Annotated in this window: 17 protein-coding genes and 1 pseudogene; 11 read left to right on the top strand and 7 right to left on the bottom strand. The window is 52.5% G+C overall.

Annotated features, from left to right (window positions below):
* Positions 1–36 precede the first annotated feature (36 nt).
* From MK323_10335 to mnmA, 3 genes and pseudogenes are all read left to right on the top strand, one after another.
* Positions 37–882: pseudogene (locus MK323_10335) on the top strand (LysR family transcriptional regulator).
* Between the two features lie 177 nt (positions 883–1,059).
* Positions 1,060–1,659, top strand: coding sequence for a hypothetical protein (locus MK323_10330; protein MCH2482555.1), 600 nt, complete (start codon positions 1,060–1,062; stop codon positions 1,657–1,659).
* 25 nt (positions 1,660–1,684) lie between these two features.
* A complete protein-coding gene (gene mnmA / locus MK323_10325; GenBank protein MCH2482554.1) occupies positions 1,685–2,770 on the top strand; it encodes a tRNA 2-thiouridine(34) synthase MnmA in 1,086 nt (361 codons plus the stop codon).
* Here the strand turns inward: mnmA and MK323_10320 are convergent.
* The 4 genes from MK323_10320 to MK323_10305 are packed head-to-tail and all read right to left on the bottom strand — an operon-like array spanning position 2,760 to position 7,770.
* On the bottom strand, positions 2,760–3,437 hold the full coding sequence (locus MK323_10320; protein ID MCH2482553.1) for a hypothetical protein: 678 nt from the start codon (positions 3,435–3,437) through the stop codon (positions 2,760–2,762). The two genes, mnmA and MK323_10320, sit on opposite strands and share 11 nt — an antisense overlap.
* Positions 3,427–4,770: an MATE family efflux transporter gene (locus tag MK323_10315; protein ID MCH2482552.1), complete on the bottom strand. Its 1,344-nt coding sequence runs from the start codon at positions 4,768–4,770 to the stop codon at positions 3,427–3,429. The genes MK323_10320 and MK323_10315 overlap by 11 nt, the downstream gene beginning before the upstream one ends.
* 58 nt (positions 4,771–4,828) lie before the next feature.
* Complete coding sequence (locus MK323_10310; protein MCH2482551.1) at positions 4,829–6,556, bottom strand: chloride channel protein; 1,728 nt, start codon at positions 6,554–6,556, stop codon at positions 4,829–4,831.
* A gap of 8 nt (positions 6,557–6,564) precedes the next feature.
* Positions 6,565–7,770, bottom strand: a complete 1,206-nt coding sequence (locus tag MK323_10305; protein MCH2482550.1) for an MFS transporter — start codon at positions 7,768–7,770, stop codon at positions 6,565–6,567.
* Between the two features lie 313 nt (positions 7,771–8,083).
* On the opposite strand from MK323_10305, the gene MK323_10300 reads away from it, so the two are divergent.
* The 6 genes from MK323_10300 (at position 8,084) to leuD (ending at position 12,763) form a co-directional block, all read left to right on the top strand.
* The gene (locus tag MK323_10300) at positions 8,084–8,440 is read left to right on the top strand and encodes a Rid family hydrolase (protein MCH2482549.1); all 357 of its coding nucleotides are present in this window, start codon (positions 8,084–8,086) and stop codon (positions 8,438–8,440) included.
* A 39-nt stretch (positions 8,441–8,479) separates the two neighbouring features.
* Complete coding sequence (locus tag MK323_10295; GenBank protein MCH2482548.1) at positions 8,480–9,673, top strand: MFS transporter; 1,194 nt, start codon at positions 8,480–8,482, stop codon at positions 9,671–9,673.
* A gap of 43 nt (positions 9,674–9,716) precedes the next feature.
* Positions 9,717–10,199 carry a nuclear transport factor 2 family protein gene (locus MK323_10290; GenBank protein MCH2482547.1) on the top strand — a complete coding sequence of 161 codons (483 nt, stop codon included), beginning with the start codon at positions 9,717–9,719 and terminating at the stop codon, positions 10,197–10,199.
* Positions 10,200–10,279: 80 nt separating this feature from the next.
* The gene (locus MK323_10285) at positions 10,280–10,708 is read left to right on the top strand and encodes a PaaI family thioesterase (protein ID MCH2482546.1); all 429 of its coding nucleotides are present in this window, start codon (positions 10,280–10,282) and stop codon (positions 10,706–10,708) included.
* 22 nt (positions 10,709–10,730) lie between these two features.
* The gene (gene leuC, locus MK323_10280) at positions 10,731–12,149 is read left to right on the top strand and encodes a 3-isopropylmalate dehydratase large subunit (GenBank protein ID MCH2482545.1); all 1,419 of its coding nucleotides are present in this window, start codon (positions 10,731–10,733) and stop codon (positions 12,147–12,149) included.
* A gap of 5 nt (positions 12,150–12,154) precedes the next feature.
* Positions 12,155–12,763 (top strand): 3-isopropylmalate dehydratase small subunit, encoded by a 609-nt coding sequence (gene leuD / locus MK323_10275; protein MCH2482544.1) that lies wholly within the window; start codon positions 12,155–12,157, stop codon positions 12,761–12,763.
* Positions 12,764–12,812: 49 nt separating this feature from the next.
* Here leuD and MK323_10270 read toward each other — a convergent pair whose 3' ends face one another.
* The 3 genes from MK323_10270 to MK323_10260 all read right to left on the bottom strand — a co-directional run bounded on the left by MK323_10270 (position 12,813) and on the right by MK323_10260 (position 15,835).
* Positions 12,813–13,820, bottom strand: coding sequence for an aromatic ring-hydroxylating dioxygenase subunit alpha (locus MK323_10270; protein MCH2482543.1), 1,008 nt, complete (start codon positions 13,818–13,820; stop codon positions 12,813–12,815).
* Between the two features lie 52 nt (positions 13,821–13,872).
* Positions 13,873–15,243, bottom strand: coding sequence for a hypothetical protein (locus tag MK323_10265; protein ID MCH2482542.1), 1,371 nt, complete (start codon positions 15,241–15,243; stop codon positions 13,873–13,875).
* Positions 15,244–15,355: 112 nt separating this feature from the next.
* Entirely contained in the window at positions 15,356–15,835 is a 480-nt protein-coding gene (locus MK323_10260) for a glutathione peroxidase (protein MCH2482541.1), read from the bottom strand.
* 239 nt (positions 15,836–16,074) lie between these two features.
* Here MK323_10260 and MK323_10255 point away from each other — a divergent pair, with 239 nt between their 5' ends.
* Both MK323_10255 and MK323_10250 read left to right on the top strand, forming a co-directional pair.
* Entirely contained in the window at positions 16,075–16,968 is an 894-nt protein-coding gene (locus tag MK323_10255; protein ID MCH2482540.1) for a hypothetical protein, read from the top strand.
* Positions 16,969–17,001: 33 nt separating this feature from the next.
* Positions 17,002–18,654 (top strand): FAD-dependent oxidoreductase, encoded by a 1,653-nt coding sequence (locus tag MK323_10250; protein MCH2482539.1) that lies wholly within the window; start codon positions 17,002–17,004, stop codon positions 18,652–18,654.
* The last annotated feature ends 19 nt before the right edge of the window (positions 18,655–18,673 follow it).

Raw genomic sequence — 18,673 nt, 5'->3', positions numbered from 1 at the left:
ACCTTCATCTCCGTCAATTAATTGATGTGTCGACTCAAGAGACTGTTCATCAGCCAGCCCGCCGTGTCTCTTCAGATTCAGGCGCTGGAACGGGAACTCGCCTGTACATTGTTTGAACGACGTGGCCCACAAATTCGCCTGACCCAGGCAGGGCAGGCGCTTCTCGAGATCGCGCTTCCGCTTGTCGATGGAATAGACTCGATCGGTGAAGATTTTGCCAGTGAACTGGGGCAACTCGATTCAGGTGAGATCAACATTGCCGCCGGTGAATCAACGATACAGTATCTGCTGCCCGAACCGGTAAAGGCTTTTGCAGAAGCTTACCCTGGGATTAGGATCAAACTCCATAATGTGACCGGCCAGGACGGTATGGCAATGCTTCGGGCAGATAACGCTGATTTTGCCGTCGGCTCCATGCTTGAGGTACCTGACGATGTGGTGTACCACCCGATTGTTAACTACAAAACGATGCTGATCACCCCGCTGGGGCATCTGCTCGCACAGAAAAAACCCGGAAGATTAAGGCTTAAAGACATCGGCCCGTACGGTCTGATTCTTCCACCGCGACATCTTGCCACCTGGCGCATCGTCGATACCGTATTTCGACAACATAATGTCAACTATTCGGTCACGCTGGAGGCTGGGGGCTGGGAAGTGATCAAGAAATATGTTGAACTCGGACTGGGTATATCTATCGTTACTGATATCTGCCTTACCGGAAGCGAGGATGTGAGCAAAGTGTCGCTCCAACGCTTTTTTCCTGACCGCAGTTACGGTGTTGTCGTTCGTAAGAAAAAGTACTTGTCTGCCGCCATTCGACAGTTTCTTGAAATCTTGGCACCGGGGATAATCGATGTCTTCAGCCCAGAGACTGGCCACTGAACAAAATCGCCACCATCAGATAAAGCTTTATAATCAGACCACGTTGTGCACTTTCCAGACCCCACAAAGGACCCTCAACATGCGCTGGTTTCCATGTTTCACGAGCGTAACGGTGGTCCAGGAGTACTTTTCGGCGAGACAGCGCCAACAATTTAAGTTCTACCGGGTAGCCTGTTGATGAACGCGCGCCTTGCCAGCGCCCTGCTGGTATGTCTGTGCATCTGCGGCACGCTGGTGTTACCGGTCCGATCGCATGCCAAAGAACTCACGCTACCCGTGTGCTACGGCTTTTCCTGCAAGATTCGCCAGATAGTCAGTATTACTCCCGCCGAGTGGCGTAGCGTGGTCGACTGGTTCGATGGATCTGCGACAACACCAGAAGACGAGCGCCAGCAGATTCGTCAAGCAATTGGCTGGATGGAGGTCGTGGTCAGTCGCTATACCCCGACCCACCTGGATAAAGGCATGAATCTCGAAAAACACCCTGTCGACATGACCGGTCAGATGGACTGTATTGACGAGTCGATCAATACGACAACGTACCTTACTCTGTTTGAACAACAAGGGCATCTGCACTGGCACCGCGTCATTGACCGGGCATACCGTGGGTCTTTGCTCGATGCCCATTGGGCTGCCCAGGTAGAACAGGTAGGCAGCGCTGTGAATTACGTCGTAGACAGCTGGTTTCAGGATAACGGAATGCTGCCCTATATTGCAAAAAGTACTGAATGGGTAGACCTTCGGTGGGCATTCTTCAGGCACCGAAAAGACAACTAGATGGCCTAGAACGCCATCAAGAATGATGCCTGAAAAGAACACGCCTGTTGTCGTAGGGATCTCCGGTGGTGTGGATTCATCGATTGCAGCCTGGCGGCTTAAGGAGCAAGGCCACGACGTCATCGGACTGTTCATGAAGAACTGGGAGGAAGACGACGACGAATCTTACTGTGCCGCAGCTGAGGATCTTGAAATCGCACAGCGTGTTTGCCGGCAGTTGGACGTTCCCCTGCATACCGTTAACTTTTCACACGAATACTGGGAAAGAGTTTTCAAGATCTTTCTTCAACAGTACCAAGCTGGACGCACACCCAACCCCGACGTACTGTGCAATCGAGAAATAAAATTTCGAGAGTTTCTGGACCATGCCGATCGACTCGGCGCCAAGTACATTGCAACCGGTCACTATGCTCAAATTGATTCAAACCGGGCCACTCTCTCTTTGCTCAAAGGAAATGACCCATGTAAAGACCAGTCATATTTCCTCTATACCCTCGGCCAGGCCGAACTGCAACACACTTTATTTCCGATTGGCGCCATGCTGAAATCTGAAGTACGCCAGAAAGCGCGGTCGCTCGGGCTGCCAAATGCAGACCGAAAAGACAGCACAGGCATCTGCTTTATCGGAGAACGGCGGTTCACCGACTTTCTCTCACGTTATCTGCCCCCCTGCCCCGGGCAGATCCGTACACTGGACAACACCGTGGTCGGTCAGCACCAGGGATTGTGGTTCTATACCCTAGGCCAGCGTCACGGCCTGGATATTGGCGGCCCTGGAGACGCCTGGTACGTTGCCGCCAAAGACATGTGTAGTAATGTACTTCGTGTTGTGCAGGGGCACGATCACCCGGCATTGATGCGGAACTCTGCACAGGTAGAAGAGCTCAGCTGGGTGGAAGACCATCCATCGGCCTTTCCGTTTCGCTGTTCGGCCAAGACCCGCTATCGCCAGGCCGATCAGGCGTGCACGTTGTCCAGTGTCGGCCCGGACAGAATCGAGATTACATTCGACCAGCCTCAAAGGGCCATTACACCCGGTCAGGCACTGGTGTTGTACGATGACAGTCGACTGATCGGCGGTGGGGTATTCTGCGACCTGATCAACGGGTGAGTAGGATCCGACTTAAACGCCGAATCAGCTTACCAGTATTCCGCGCACCACGGGCGAACCACCCGACATGCTTGATCCTGTTCCACTGCTCGTCCGAGAGCAACTCGGGTGCCACTTGTTGTTTGAGTTTTAGTACGGCATCCCGGTCAACACGACAAAAGCGGCGGAACACCGCGCGCGATAACAGATTCCAGCGGCGGCCCTCGAAACAGCAAGCAACAAAATCAACTATAAAAACCTCCCCGCCTTCGTTTACCAACACATTGTTCAGGCTTCGAAGATCGCAATGGGCAACGCCTGATTGATGTATCGCAGCCAGAGTTTGTTCCAGTGTAATGAAAAACTGCTTCCAGAATTCTGTATCGCGTTGAAGCGTTTTAAAGGGTACCGCATTGAACCACTCCATGAGCAGCGCCCGCGATCCACGACGTCCTATTAGTAACGGCACTCCGTCAACGGACGACAAACATGTCAATGCCTTAGATTCCCGGCGCGCTAGGATTGGCCCTATCAGCATTGAAAACAAAGGATCACAGCCTGCATGGTCTTTTAGTACAGCATTCCGATCACCCAGCTTCACTCTCAAGACACGCGCACGAGTACCACCGCCTTCACGGATCGTTTCGACGACTGTCCATCTGTCGATATTGTCAGCTTCAATAGACATGGCGTGCTATAAGCTTGCGCGACTTTACCTCGAACCGCCAACCCAAAAGAACCGCTGTAAGTCCGATCCCTAGCACCATACCGTACCAAAGGCCAATCGGTCCCCAATTCATACCCATTATCCACGCGATAGGAAATCCAATTGCCCAGTACGACAAGACCGAAATCCACATCACCGCATTGACGTCCTTCAGCCCTCTCAAAGCACCTGCACCGGCCATGTAAAGACCATCAAATAACTGAAACATTGCTGCCACCAACAACAACGATACTGCAATGTCTGCAACTTGTGGATCACTGGTATAGATACCGACAATTATTTCTGGATAAGTCACCATGAACAATACTGAAGGCAGTGTAAGTACGGTCGCTGTTGCGATTCCTAGCCAGCCTCTGAATCTGACTTCAGCTATATTTCCACTACCTACGGACTGCCCGACCCGAGCCATGATAGCGCTTGATATTCCGACAGCAACCATAAAAATAACGGTCGCGAAATTAATGACCAACTGATGAGCGGCCAGCGCGACATGACCGAATCGACCCATCAGCAGATTCATCGCGCTGTAGAAACCCGAATCGAGTACCAGCGATAATGCAATCGGTATACCCAGCCGGAAAAGTGCACCCAGTCGGGCCGACACTGGAAGCGTCAGTCCGTCAAACAAACCCAGAGCGCGATATTGCGAGGTAGCCAACATGTAACCGCCCATTAAGATTGCAGTCAGGATCATGCCTGCGGAAAACATCAGTGCAGCGCCATCAACTCCCAGTGCGGGAAATCCTAGATTTCCATAAATCAGCACCCAGTATCCCAACACCACAAGTGGCAGAACAATAATCTGAATCACCATCATCGGCCTGGAGTTTCCAGTTGCCTCACAGAAAAACCGCATCACAAGATACACACATACTGCGGGCATACACCATGACCCGATTCTCAGATAACTTTTCACCAGCGGAATGACCTGTGGATCGACGCCGATGAGATCCATTACTCCACCAATATTGCGCATCAGAATTAATGCCAGCAGTCCAATCATCAGCGCCATCCACAGGCCCTGCTGAAAATCATCACGCATCTCGCGGTGTCTTCCTGCCCCCTGGTGCTGGGCAATGGTGGGGGATAGTCCCATCAACAGACCCATACACCCCAACCAGACGAATACCCAAAATGAAGCGCCCAGACCGACAGCGGCGAGTTCTCGTGAGCCAACTCGACCCATCATGATGATGGCAATTGTCCCCTGACTGACCTGCAGGAGCTGGGTAAAAATGATGGGGAGACCCAGCCGAAACAGTCCTGCTAACTCTAACCAAATCTTACGTTTCACAATCGGGGCTCAGTTGCCAGGTACAGGTCCAGAATTCAGGCTCGTAGCCACATCAAAGTTAAGCTGAGGCCTGTTCTTCTTCCCTTATACGGTCTAGGGTCGCTTGGTAGGTTGTGACAATCTTTGCGCGAGAAATAACTCCCAGGAAACGCCGGTGTTGACCACCCTCGACCACGGCTATCCAGTCCTGGCTCTGGTTCGCAACTTGTTGCATTGCGGTAGCCAGATCTGTTTCGGGGAACAGAACAGCGCTGGTTGACACGGCAGCTTGGGACACAGGCCAATCAGCAGCATCTGGCTGGTCAATCAACAGTAGGCGTATAGCCTCGTAACGAAGAGTTCCAGTCAAGACATGTTGACTGTCGACTACCCAGGCCAGATTCCGGGTCTGACCATCCATTTGTGTCAACACGTCGGCCAGAGACTCAGAGCCCAGAACAGTCACCAGCGGTGAATCCATCAACTCCTCAACCAGTTGAGTTTGCAGCAGTAGATAATCGCGTCCCCGACTAATATCAACACCACGATTGAGGAGTTGACGATCAAACCAGGACCGTCCAAATATTCGATACGACACCAGGTTTGCAAAAACCACACTCAGCATGGCTGCCGTCGTCAGTTCGTAGTTCCGCGTTAGCTCAAACACGATCAGAATTGCGGAAAGTGGAGCACCAATTACTGGACTGGCTACAGCTACAGCGCCGCACACTGCAAAAATTCCGAGGCCAGAATGTCCGGATTCCAATACTATAGCTAACCCTTCGCCAACCAAAGCACCAAAAAGAAGGCCAATTACTAATGCAGGTGTAAACACACCAGTCGCAAGCCCAAACCCAACGCACACTGCCGTGAGCACCAACTTAGCTATCAGAATTATGACGAGGTCGCCCATACCAAATACATTTCCTTCAAGTGTCGAATGCATGGTGCCGATTCCGATTCCTGTGACTTCAGGGAGCCAAATCAGGCACAGTCCGACCGGAATTCCTGCCAATGCAGGTTTCAGAATCGAGGGCACAGGCAAATCAAAAGCGCGACGTTCAGTCCATAACATTAAACGCATAAAGACAACAGCGAGAACTGCGCTTGCAAGACCGAGAGCAATGAATAGAACGTAATCCGCGACATTTCCCACGGTACTGGCTGACAAAGCTAATAAGGGACGTTGACCAAGAACCGGTCCTGCGATGATATAACCGACGATTGCTGAAACTGTGACCGGGGCAAAAGCGCGGAGTGAGAAATGACGCAATACCACTTCGTGGGCAAACAGAACACCCGCTATGGGCGCGGTAAAAGCCGTCGAAATAGCTGCCGCAACGCCACAGGCGATACCTGTACTACCTACCCAAGCACCCTGACCCATGAAGCGGGAAATGGCTGATCCCACTGTAGCGCCCAGGTGAACCAACGGCCCATACTGACCTGCCGATGCGCCTACCCCTAGGCCCACTAAACTGGCAGTAACCGATCGGACGCCGACCGACATTGGTATCCCCCCCCTGAAAGTCTGAACTGATTCGACAACATCTGCCGGGCCTTGAATGCTTCCCCGCGGCAACCGAGCACGAAGACCGCCTACCAACAGACCGCCGATGACCGGAATCGCAAAAAGCAGCAAGCCAGCTAATCCGGACTGGAGTCCACCATGATTGTCACCGGAACCCAGCAAGTGGGCGTAGCAGAAATTCAGAATCCAGATAAATCCGACTGTACCTCCCGCTGTCGCAACACCGATCGTGCCGCCAGCCACGAGCACCCATCCGATTCGGATCACTGTGTCCATACCCCGTATCATCGCGTTGATCTGACCACAGCAGCGGTCCTCGGTGCTCGTCGCCAACCCGGCACCATACAGAAAGCGACAAATAAGGTTGCGACAACTCCCATCACCAGTGGAAATCCATGTGTGCCCCACAAATCCATGGTGTAGCCGGCGATGATTGGTCCAGCCAATCCGCCCATTCCCCAGAACACGCCGAATGACGCTATAGCTATAGCCAGTTCGGTACCACGAAACCATTGCCCAGCCAGCGTCAAAGCAATGGTGTACACACCAGCGAAAAAGCCCAACCAGATAAACAAGGTCAGAAACAACAGCCAAGGCACTGTGACTACGAATGGCAGCACCGCTGCTCCGGCGATACCCACCAAACCACACAAGACCATCACTCCGACACGGCTGAAGTAATCTCCTAACCAACCAATGGGAAACTGCAGCACCGCACCGCCAATGGCAGCAAAAAACAACATCAATGCTGCTGTAGCATCTGATAAACCGCTTCTCACACCATAGACAGGTAACAACCCAACGCTGGCCATATCTTTGAACGCCACCACGAAACAAGCGATGACCAGCAAAGGCGCTACTTTGATGAAACTCACTATGTTGAACGTGGGTGTATCTAACTCGTCTGGCGAATAGCTCTTGACCAGCAGCAGCGGGACAATCGCTACCGACATCAGTCCGATCCCGACCAGAAATGGTAATTGACCTTGAATACCCGTCATGGCCAATACCACTGGCCCGATCGCAAAACTTAAACCCAGCATCGTGTTGTATAGCCCGATGACTCGACCCCGGAGCCGTTCGGGCGTGATGTCATTGAGCCAGGTTTCTGAAACGATGAAAACGATGCTGCCGGAAATACCACCGAGAAATCTGATCACAAACCAGACCAACACCTTGTCGGTCAACATCAACCAGACGATCAGGAATATTTCGACAAAAACGCCTATCAGTAACAGGGTTCTTCCACCTGCCATTTTCAAACACAACGGCACGAAGAACGCTCCCAGCATCACGCCAATCGCCGGGGTTGTCGCCAGACTGCCAATCAGAAAGTTGCTGGCACCACGTTGCTCGAGAATCAGTGACAACAATGGACTATACAGACTGAAGGTCATGCCAAATAGGCAGACACAGCCGATCACCGATATCAGCCCTTGAAGACGCAAATCCTTCCAGGAATGCGGGCTGAACGTTTTCTGTGCGGACAAATTCTCTGGGCCGTAAAGCTTGTGTTAGAAATCCGCCAGAGGGATTACGGATTCACTCACAGGGTCATGTCTGATCCAAGCTAACCGAATTGCGAAGCCAGTGGCCTGCCATTGGGGTGAGCCGGCGGAAACAAGGCCGTATTTTCCTCCAAACACAAGAGCTGCGCATGATTTTATTTATGAGTGCTTGTGTCGGCGTATAGAATAAGTTCTTTCATCAACCCGCGCATCACTGCTACATCACCGAGATCACTTTATCGCCAGTCAAGCCGGTCAGCAGCTGATTCTTGTACCAAAATCGAATAATACACACATGATCACACGAGTCAGAGGCCGATATATCGGCCGGAATGCATCTTCAGCGTATAAAGACCTTGTCTGGGCAGTCGGCACCGCCAAAGACACGACGGTTGGAATCGAAGAGCAGACAACACAAACGCTAGCGGCCTTGGACAACCTCCTGCAGGAGCAAGGGTCACATCGATCAAAGATCGTATCTGCACAGGTCTACCTGACGAACATGGTCAATAAATCCGCGATGGATCGCATCTGGTGTGACTGGCTGGGTGACGATCCACAGCATTGGCCGCAAAGGGTCTGCATTGGTGTCGACTTACATGGCGATATGCTGATTGAAATCAGCGTGACAGCCGTTCGGCTAGAGGATTAAGCACTGTCTTAAAATGCCTTCCGTACGGCAGAGCCTGACGTGAACGCACTCTTTCGATCGGCTCCTTACCGCAGACTGTGGTGCAATAGCGCTCTCAATGCTGTCAGCATGGGCGGCGATTATGTACTGATTGGCTGGCTGGTATTGGATGCAACACAAAGTTCGAGCTGGGTCGGCATCGCATTTGCACTCTACTACCTACCAAACATCATATTTGGCATCATCGGTGGCGGGATAGCCGATCGGTTTCCGCGTCGTGGACTTCTTCAGAGTCTCGACTTTGGCGCTGCCGGATTAATCATCCTGTTTTCAGTACTGTTCGTTTATCAAACCCCGCAAGCACCCCTCGTTCTGGTACTGACCTTGGTACTGGGCAGCCTACGAGCTATTAAGAACCCAGTTCGGCTGGCACTTGCTTATGACCTTGCCGGACGGCAACAAGCGACTCGAGCCCTCTCGGGTATCAGCGTCGCAAGCCGTCTAGGCATGCTGATCGGCGCAATTGCGATCGGGGTACTCACAGACCGTTTCGGTGTGGCAGTTGCCCTGATACTGATGGCATTGATGCATACAGCAGCTGGGGGAGCGCTCACCGGAATACGGTCAAGAAATCAGCGTGTTGCTGCTGATAACACCCCTTTGTGGCAAAACCTCAGCGACTACGTCAGAGAGTTCAGAGTAAACCGAGTGCTACTAATGCTGGTTCTGGTCACCGCAGGTATCGAATTATTCGGCACCTCCTACTCCAGTGCGCTACCAGCAATGGCAACATCTCGTCTGGACCTGCGAGCTGATGGTCTCGGCCTGATGCATGCCGCCCAGGCATCTGGCGGCCTACTGATTGGATTATTACTATTCGCCGTATCACCGCAGAAAAGACGCATCAGAATCTATGGTATCTGCGTATTACTCCTTGGAATCAGCATTATCGCACTGGGACATGTTTCAGATATTCCCACTGTACTACTGACGCTTGCCGTCGTCTCAGCAATGATATCAGCCTGGGACATCCTCACACAGAGTATGATGCAGTCGTGTGTGCCGGATCATTTGAGGGGCCGGTCGATGGGAGCATGGATGTTCGCGATAGGCTCAGCCCCGTTGGGCCAACTCGAAATGGGTTTTCTCGTAACCGCCATTGGCATCGGGCCCGCTCTCTACCTCAATGGTTCTGGTGTGCTGCTTGTCATCCTGCTTGCCTTTACGGCGACACCCATACTGCGAAAACTGTAACATTATGGTCACTTTGGTTCGAACATACTGAGCAAGAAGTTCGATGAACTTTGAATCATTAATCAAGAAAATGACCCGTGCGGCTGTTCAGGGCAATGGCGCAACGGTTGCCGACTGCTTTACTGCTGACGGGGTATATCACGACGTCTTCTATGGGAACTTCACAGGCCGAGACATCGCTCGGATGATTGAGGATTATTTCCACCGTGATGGCGAAAACTTTAAGTGGGATATCTTTGAGCCGGTAGAACAACGGAATATGGGTTATGCACGTTATGTATTCAGTTACGATTCCCGACTGCCTGATTTCCAAGAGCAAAGAGCCATCTTTGAGGGCGTTGCAATTTGTCAGCTGCGTGATGGCAGAATTTCTGATTACCGAGAAGTAGCAACAGCCACCACCGGCCTTGCTCTAATGGGTTATTCACCCGACAAGATTTCTAGATTCATTGCCCGCGAGACAGATGTCCTGGTTAAACGACCCGAGGCAGCCAGTCACCTTGCTGCCTCAACCAGCCGCAGTTGATAACGGCACGGTATGCCTACCCGTGTTGACCATCTCGATTAGCTGAGTAGCCGGCAATGCATCTGCATGGATAGACCAAAATGACCAAACCGATACCTACAAATATGACCGGCGGATTGAATGACCTTTTGGGCTTTCAGCTGGTTGAATGGCATTCGGGTTATGCCGTACTTGAAGTCGAACTGGATGACCGGCATAAGAATCGACAAGGTGGCCTGCATGGCGGTATCATCGCCACAATGATCGACGCTGTGACTGGTTATTGCGGCATATACGAACCGGATCCCAGCCGACGCCGGGGCAATGTCACCGTTTCTCTGAACATTAATTTCATCAACCGGCCCAAGGGCAGTCTGCTCAGGGCCACCGCAGAACTTATCCGGGCAGGACGTCGGCTGTACTTTGCTTCCGCTCGAGTGACAGATGATCAAGGCACGCTCGTAGCGACAGCTGAAGCGGTCTACGCCTATGTTGAAAAGCAACCGAAAACCGGCTCAGCGGTGTCCTGATAAATTCCTTTGGAGCACAATTGTGGTCAATACCCCAAGATCTAACGGTAAAACGCTGTTCGAAAAAATATTTGACCGGCACGTAATCGTTGCGCGTGAATCGGGAGATGCACTGCTGTTCATCGATCGACAGCTTATCCATGATCTTCATTACCGCTCGTTCGATGAACTACAGGCCGCCGGACAGACAATCCGTTATCCCGATCAGCTGTTCGCGACACCAGACCACAGTGTTCCCACCACTGCCAAGAAACTGACCGACATACCACAGGGCGAAATGCACGATACGATTGCCGGTCTTCAGAGGGCGGCCGATCGGATCGGCTTTACTCATTTCGACATGACCGACCCGCGCCATGGCATTGTCCATGTTGTCGGACCCGAACAGGGTATCACCCTACCGGGCCTAACACTGGTCTGCGGCGACTCTCACACCTCTACCCACGGTGCACTGGGCTGTCTCTCATTCGGTATTGGCTCAACTGAGGTCAAGCATGTACTGGCGACCCAAACTTTGTGGCAGCGAAAACCGCGGAATATGCGCATCACGGTAGACGGAACGCTCGGTCCTGGGCTCAGTGCAAAAGATATTATTCTGGCCATCATCAGGCACATTGGCGCCGCTGGTGGCACTGGTTATGCGATCGAATACGCCGGTTCAGCAATTCGACAGCTGTCTATAGAGGGTCGCATGACAATCAGCAACATGACCATCGAGGCTGGTGCCCGGTTTGGCATTATTGCGCCCGATGACAAGACCCTGGAGTACGTTTATGGTCGACCCCACGCACCCACTGGCGAAAAATGGGAAGAAGCCATGGCTTATTGGCGAACGCTACCTTCCGACGATACAGCAGTCTTCGCCAAAGAGATCAACATAAACGCTGCTGCAATAGAGCCGACTGTAACCTGGGGTAACAGTCCGCAATTCTGTGTGGGTATCAGCGATGTGGTCCCAGATCCAACCTCCGAGACGGACCTGTCAATCCGAGCCAACATGGAATCTGCGCTCACTTATATGGACCTTTTACCCGGCACGCCGATCAACAAGATCGAAATCGACAGAGTATTCATTGGTTCATGCACAAACAGCCGGATTGAAGATCTACGGCAAGCTGCAGAAGTATTCAAAGGCAGATGTGTGGTCGTGCCTACACTTGTCGTACCTGGTTCCGGCCTGGTCAAAAGCGAAGCTGAACGAGAAGGACTTGATCGTATATTTATTGATGCAGGTGCCCAGTGGCGAGAACCGGGCTGCTCTATGTGCGTGGCTATAAACGGTGACGTGCTTTTACCAGGTCAGCGCTGTGCATCGACCAGCAACCGAAATTTTCAAGGACGTCAGGGCATGGGAAGCCGCACCCATCTGGTCAGCCCGGCAATGGCAGCAGCCGCAGCTGTCACTGGGCGTTTCACAGACAGTCGACAACTCAGCAGTTAGCACCCATGCAACCATTCCTCAGATTCTCAGCTGTTGCTGTTCCGATTGATATTCCCAACTGTGATACCGACCAGATTATTCCAGCCCGCTTTCTACGCCGAGCAAAGGATGATCCGGCCTATGCCCGCTTTCTACTTCATGACCTCCGATTTCATGCCGACGATACTGAAACCGGCTTCATATTCAATCAGATCCCTTACAGCGATGCACAGATTCTGGTATGTGACATAAATTGGGGTTGTGGTTCATCACGAGAGGCTGCCGTCAATGCATTGATGGCCAATCACATCCGTGCGGTAATTGCACCAACTTTTGGTGATATTCACTACAGCAACTGCATCAAAAACGGTTTGCTTCCTGTCAGGCTCTCTGCTGCAAATTGCAATCACATCCGGCTACAGCTGCACGAATCCCCTGGCGCGACCATAGCCATAGACCTCGAGGAACAGGTCGTCTCAGGCCCGAATCAGAAAAGTTACAACTTCGATATCGACTCACTGGACAAGATCAGGTTGCTTAACGGGCTGGACGACATCAGCATGACGCTTGAACATCAGACCGCGATCGAGGCGTTTGAACAGGACTATCGTAAGAACAACCGCTGGATCTTCTGAATCACCCTAGCGAAAAATCAACTGGCCAACAGTCAGGCTGGTGATCTACTCAGTCAGGTACCAACAAATCTCTGAGTTTTGACTGAAACCAGTGTACGCCGGCTTCCTGCTTGTGGCTCAACGGCCCCGGCACATATGCATTTGAGGCGTAGTTTTTATGCGTCTGAACACAGATTTCAAAATCTTCCTCGATAACAGCCAGATTCTGTGCGATGACTTCCTGGCATGATGATTTGTCCACCCGCTTCTCATCACAGAAATAGAACTCGTAAATCAGTTCGGTCTGCGCGGGTCCGACTGGATTTACCCGGGAGGTGTTCATGCCGCCGTCGAACACAGACAAGGTCCAATTGGGCCACATCCACAACCATCTGCCCCGATAAAAAAGTTTGTCTTGTGCCGGTGCAGACATACGCACCATGTTGTCATGCACGGTGGTCTCAAACTGTTCAAATTGGATAGCCTCAAAGAAACTGGGATGTATGGTGGGAATATGATAGCCCTCTACAAAATTGTCCGTGTAGACTTTCCAGTTGGCATCAAACACCAACCGATGTTGTGCCACGGGCTGATAGGTTTCAATCGGTTCCAAGGCCAGCTCGCCGATAACGGCTGCAAGCTGGCTCTCCAGAGTACGATCCGTATCCAGGGCAACAAACACCAGGCCGCGCCATACGTCGACATAAATTTCGTCAAGCGGCCAGTCAGCTGGATCAAATTTCGGATCGTCGCCAAACCACGGTGTACGCTCTAGGCTACCGTCCAGTCTATAGACCCAGCTGTGGTAGGGACATCGGATACGCTTACAGTTGCCCTGCCCTTCCGGCAACAGTCGGGCGCCCCGGTGACGACAGACATTGCGAAATGCACGCAGTTTCCCGTCATTGTCACGGATGGCGAATACCTTGGCCCCGGCAATCTCTGTAGCCAGATAATCCCCTGCCGAATAGAGATATGTGACCGGTCCCAGCAACTGCCATGTATTCCAGAAGATCACCCGGCGCTCGCGCTCATAGAGTGCAGAATCCGTGTAAAATTCAGGGCCGAGATTCTTCATCTTGCTAAACCACCTCATCCGTAAATCGCACAGCAACAACCACGCTATTGCGCTAGGTGCCCCAGGGCCTAATCTGGTTCTTAAGTTCGCCGTAGCCTTCTAGAAATCCAGGTCGGTCGTCAGCATAAACCCTGTCGAACACGTTCAGTGCTTCATCCAGCCAGTCATGAAGTGCAGCATTGCCGGGATTTGCGTCTATGTAAGCATCCCGGATCAATACAAAGTGGATTCTTGGGTCGTAGGGTTTTTTCGTCCCGCCCACGGATTCATCACCGTCTAGCAGGCGGAGTAACATGGCGTCCGCTGATCCAAGCGTTTGTTCGTGAATGGGTGGACCTTCCATCCTGTACATAATAGATGTCATATCCCTACCGTTACCAGTGGTGTAGCCAAGCTCACCCCACAAGTCATCCATGCGAGCTTCGGACCCCAGCTTGTCGATCACAATTTGACCGAACCGGCGCAAAGGTTCAGATACATCGGCCAACAGGTCGGTCAACCGATCACCATCGAGGTCGGTCGCCAGCACAATCACTTCACGGTTTTCGATCAGGTCCCAGAGCAGCAGTCCATAATTAGTGTCGGCGATATGCATTTCGATCTGACCGCCCCAAGACTCCATACCGGCCTTGAAGTCTTCTGGCAGCAGCGACACGATCCGATCAACCTGCTCACGATATTCAACATAACCATCAACGGTGAACTTCCGGCCAATCTTGAATTGCGTGTCCTGCAGCATCCAGGACAGCAATCCGGCGTTGACTCCGTCCTCCATTGCCTGGGTTGGTTTCATGGCAACCCGTCCCAGTCGACCGGTTTCATGGACCATCTGCAGAAATCGACGGTTGGCATACGCCATCTGAATACCTGGGGTGTTCATTTCCGAATGGATGACACCGGTTTGGGCATCGACATCAAACACAGCCCGATCCTGGGAATACGGAAGGCACGGCATGCAGCGCACAACTGTGATGCAACCGTACGGTCTCACGTTGCAGTAGACCCCAGCCTGGGTTCGCAACGCTGCATTGCCTGACTTTCCCATCACCACAACTTTGCCGCCCTGGCCATCAGCAACATAGACGTCACCGGCTGTTGACCACTTGATTGAGGTACAGGACATGTTTCCGAACCAGGCCAGCGGCTCAAGATTATGGTCGTGACGGTACTGTGCCCACATCGGTACTGCATAGTAGGGCAGTCCCAAAACGTCTACAGCAGCAATGGTGCCAATCAATGCATAGGCATCCGTCAAGGCGTGCGCGACGGGATTAATCTTTCCATCATGTAAACCGCCCTGCCAGATCAACGCATCGGGATAACCTGCCGGTCGAACATCGCTGGTCTGAAACAGCGCCGACAATGCCTCCAGAAGATCACCCCCATCTGCCTCAGTTTGTGCAATCTCAAGTAAATCAATCATCTTGTTTTGTAACCTTTGTGGTTGAATTCTATGTCTAACATCTACAGATCGTTCAGACCCCCGATGAATCCAGACATACCTTCTTACAAGCCATTATTGGGAACACTAATCTTTATAGAGCCTTTTCGATCGCCTTGTCCAAACTGCTGGGTGATCGTCTCGTTCCATATCGTGCCAGAACCTCCCCATCCCGACCGACCAGAAACTTGGTGAAATTCCAAGTGATTCTTTGTGATCCCAAAAGACCCCGCCGGGCTTTTTTGAGCCGCTGGAAAAGCAGATGTGCACCCTCACCATTTACGCGAATTTTGGCACACATCTGAAAGCTCACATCGTAGTAACGCTGGCAGAAATCCAGAATCTCCGCACCAGTACCAGGCTCTTGCCGGCGAAACTGATTACACGGAAAACCGAGGATTTCCAAGCCCTTCTCCTTGTATGACCTGTAGAGCTGCTCCAATTCTGCATATTGCGGGGTATACCCGCAGCGGCTGGCCGTGTTACAGATCAACAGCACTTTGCCACGAAACTCGGACAGATCGATGATGCGACCGGATATCAACTCGATGGTTGTGTTGTAATCGATCTTCATCTGTCGACTACGTCAACCTTGTTACAAAAGATGTCTGCAGAAACAATCTCATCTTCTTCAGCGGTTCGAACTGTCCCGTCGGCCCCAAAGACTCACTATTCCAGAAGACGCACATACTACCACCTGGTCATTAGCCTGGAACAAACCGGCCGTCCTTACGCCAGCTTGATGGACATCGCTTGAGCCGTGTGTGGTAACGTTTCAGCTACGCAACGATCAACACCTCAGGGAATACCCCCATGGCGTATGTCAATTCACACTATCTGGTAGATGCCGATTGGCTGTCTTCGCATCTGGCTGAACCTAACCTGCGCATTTACGATTGCACGACTCATCTGATCCACCAGAATGACCCGGCACTGCCCGGTCCATACCGGGTCCAGTCGGGCCTTAAGGATTACCTCAAGGAACATATCCCCGGCGCAGCCTTTATCGATCTCCAGGAAGACCTGTCGGATACAAATAGCAACCTGCGCTTTACCTGCCCCGACAACGGCCAGCTGTTGCAAGCATTTGCCACTCTTGGTGTCGGAGATGAATCTCAGGTGGTTCTCTACAGCCAAACGACGCCCCAGTGGGCAACCAGAATCTGGTGGCTGTTGCGGATTGCAGGGTTCGACAATGCCCGCGTCCTAGACGGTGGGTTAACGAAATGGAAACTAGAGCAACGGCCCGTCAGTAACCAGCAAACAACCTATACGCCGACACAACTGACAACCACGCCTCGGACTGGGCTGATGGCTTCCAAAAATGACGTACTCGACGCCATCAATGATTCCACAGTCTGCACTATCAACGCTTTGCGCCGTGTACAGCACGCCGGCCAGGATGCGGGGGAATTTGGTAACTATGGGCGCCCTGGACACATCAGCGGATCGGTTAATGTACCCACCGCAGAACTGGTTGACGGCAATACTACTGAGTTTCTACCTGCTGAACACATCGCTTCGATGTTCACTGAGATCAGCGTGGATAAGGCAGATCGCATACTGACCTACTGTGGCGGAGGGATCGCCGCCAGTGCAACAGCGATGCTTTTAGTCATGCTGGGGTTCGATAACGTCTCCATATACGACGCTTCCCTCAGCGAGTGGGCACCGGACAAGACGCTGCCAATGGATACGCTGAACTGAGTCCGGCACAACCAAACAGCTGTTGAAAGTGTCTTGTCAAACAATATAGAGGCAGCAGTACTCATCGTTGGTGCGGGTCCTGTCGGTCTGACCCTGGCACTGGATCTGGCCTGGCGAGGTATCGAAGTAGCCGTGGTGGAAATCAGAGGTCACGGGGAACCCCCACCTGCAAAATGCAATCACGTGTCCGCCCGCACGATGGAGGTATACCGGCGCCTGGGAATATCTCAGAACATCCGAGACGCTGGATTACCGACTGATTATCCCAACGATGTGGCATTTCGCACAACATTTACCGGTATTGAAATCGCGCGTATCCCCATACCGTGCAGACGTGATCGCTACATTGCAACTGACGGGCCTGACACCGGGTGGCCGACCCCGGAGCCGCCCCACCGTATCAACCAGATCTATCTTGAACCAATTCTGTTTGAACAAGCTGCCACAACAGCCGAGATATCCATCCACTGCCGGTCCCAGTTCATAGCCCTCGAACAAAGCGATAATGGCGTAGTCGCCATCATAGAGGACTTGGAAACGGGCGACACCTGTCGCGCTTCCTGTGAATACCTGATCGGCTGCGACGGTGGCTCATCTGCCGTGCGCAAAAACATTGGCAGCCAGTTTGCCGGTGACTCTGTTTTACAGCGTTGCCAGTCCAGCTTCATTCATACCGCTGAGCTGATCCACTTGCAGAACGAGAAACCGGCCTGGAGTACCATATCTCTGAACCCCCGGCGTTCCGGCAATGTCTATGCGATAGACGGCCAATCACTGTGGATAGTCCACAACTACCTACGCGAAGATGAAACCGACTTTGAATCGGTTGATCGCGACGGGTCCATCAGAACCATCCTCGGTGTCGAGGATGAGTTCAAATACGACATCCTGGCACGAGAAGACTGGTTCGGAAGACGCCTGGTGGCTGATCGTTTTCGCAAAAACCGGGTATTTCTGTGCGGCGATGCGGCCCATATCTGGGTGCCTTATGCCGGCTACGGCATGAATGCCGGCGTTGCCGACGCCGTGAATCTGTCCTGGCTGCTCAGCGCCAGACTGAACCAGTGGGCACCCGACTCCATTCTGGATGCTTACGAACGAGAGCGCCTGCCCATTACCGAACAGGTTTCCCGCTTTGTAATGAATCATGCCCACGCCATGGTCAAGCAGAGACGTACCGTACCTGGAAACATTGAGGCACCAGGGCGAGAAGGAGAGCGCGTACGGCAGCAAATGGGTCGCTACGCCTATGAACTGAACGTTCAGCAGTACTGCGCCGCGGGACTTAACTTTGGCTACTTCTACGACGACTCACCTATTATCGCTCACGAACCGGAATTACCCCCCGCTTACACGATGTCTACCTTTACACCATCAACGCTGCCCGGCTGTCGCCTCCCACATCTGTATCTAGAGTCTGGACGCTCGTTGTACGACCTTCTGGGTCCCGAATTCACGCTATTGAGGCTCGACCCTGCACTGGATACTACAGCGCTTACTGCAGCTGCCAAACACAGGCGCTTTCCACTCCACATTCTTGATATCACCGCGCGGCCGGACAACGGTGAATACACGCACCCCTTGATCCTGGTCCGGCCCGATCAGCACGTTGCCTGGCGTGGACACACTTGTCCGAGTGACGGTCTCTCCTTGATCGACCACATTCGAGGGTGCACACCGGCATGATCGCCCCCAGGCCAAACTA

This window comes from Gammaproteobacteria bacterium (assembly GCA_022450155.1).
In the GTDB taxonomy this organism is placed as follows: domain Bacteria; phylum Pseudomonadota; class Gammaproteobacteria; order Arenicellales; family UBA868; genus REDSEA-S09-B13.
Note: the sequence above shows the minus strand (reverse complement) of the source record. Positions and strands in the feature narration are given on the sequence as shown.

Excerpts from the sequence above, each read along its gene's own strand:
- MK323_10330 (MCH2482555.1), top strand. The coding sequence starts at position 1,060 with ATGAACGCGCGCCTTGCCAGCGCCCTGCTGGTATGTCTGTGCATCTGC.
- mnmA (MCH2482554.1), top strand. The coding sequence starts at position 1,685 with ATGCCTGAAAAGAACACGCCTGTTGTCGTAGGGATCTCCGGTGGTGTG.
- MK323_10320 (MCH2482553.1), bottom strand. The coding sequence starts at position 3,437 with ATGTCTATTGAAGCTGACAATATCGACAGATGGACAGTCGTCGAAACG.
- MK323_10310 (MCH2482551.1), bottom strand. The coding sequence starts at position 6,556 with ATGGACACAGTGATCCGAATCGGATGGGTGCTCGTGGCTGGCGGCACG.
- MK323_10300 (MCH2482549.1), top strand. The coding sequence starts at position 8,084 with ATGATCACACGAGTCAGAGGCCGATATATCGGCCGGAATGCATCTTCA.
- MK323_10290 (MCH2482547.1), top strand. The coding sequence starts at position 9,717 with ATGAACTTTGAATCATTAATCAAGAAAATGACCCGTGCGGCTGTTCAG.
- MK323_10285 (MCH2482546.1), top strand. The coding sequence starts at position 10,280 with ATGACCAAACCGATACCTACAAATATGACCGGCGGATTGAATGACCTT.
- leuD (MCH2482544.1), top strand. The coding sequence starts at position 12,155 with ATGCAACCATTCCTCAGATTCTCAGCTGTTGCTGTTCCGATTGATATT.
- MK323_10270 (MCH2482543.1), bottom strand. The coding sequence starts at position 13,820 with ATGAAGAATCTCGGCCCTGAATTTTACACGGATTCTGCACTCTATGAG.
- MK323_10265 (MCH2482542.1), bottom strand. The coding sequence starts at position 15,243 with ATGATTGATTTACTTGAGATTGCACAAACTGAGGCAGATGGGGGTGAT.
- MK323_10260 (MCH2482541.1), bottom strand. The coding sequence starts at position 15,835 with ATGAAGATCGATTACAACACAACCATCGAGTTGATATCCGGTCGCATC.
- MK323_10255 (MCH2482540.1), top strand. The coding sequence starts at position 16,075 with ATGGCGTATGTCAATTCACACTATCTGGTAGATGCCGATTGGCTGTCT.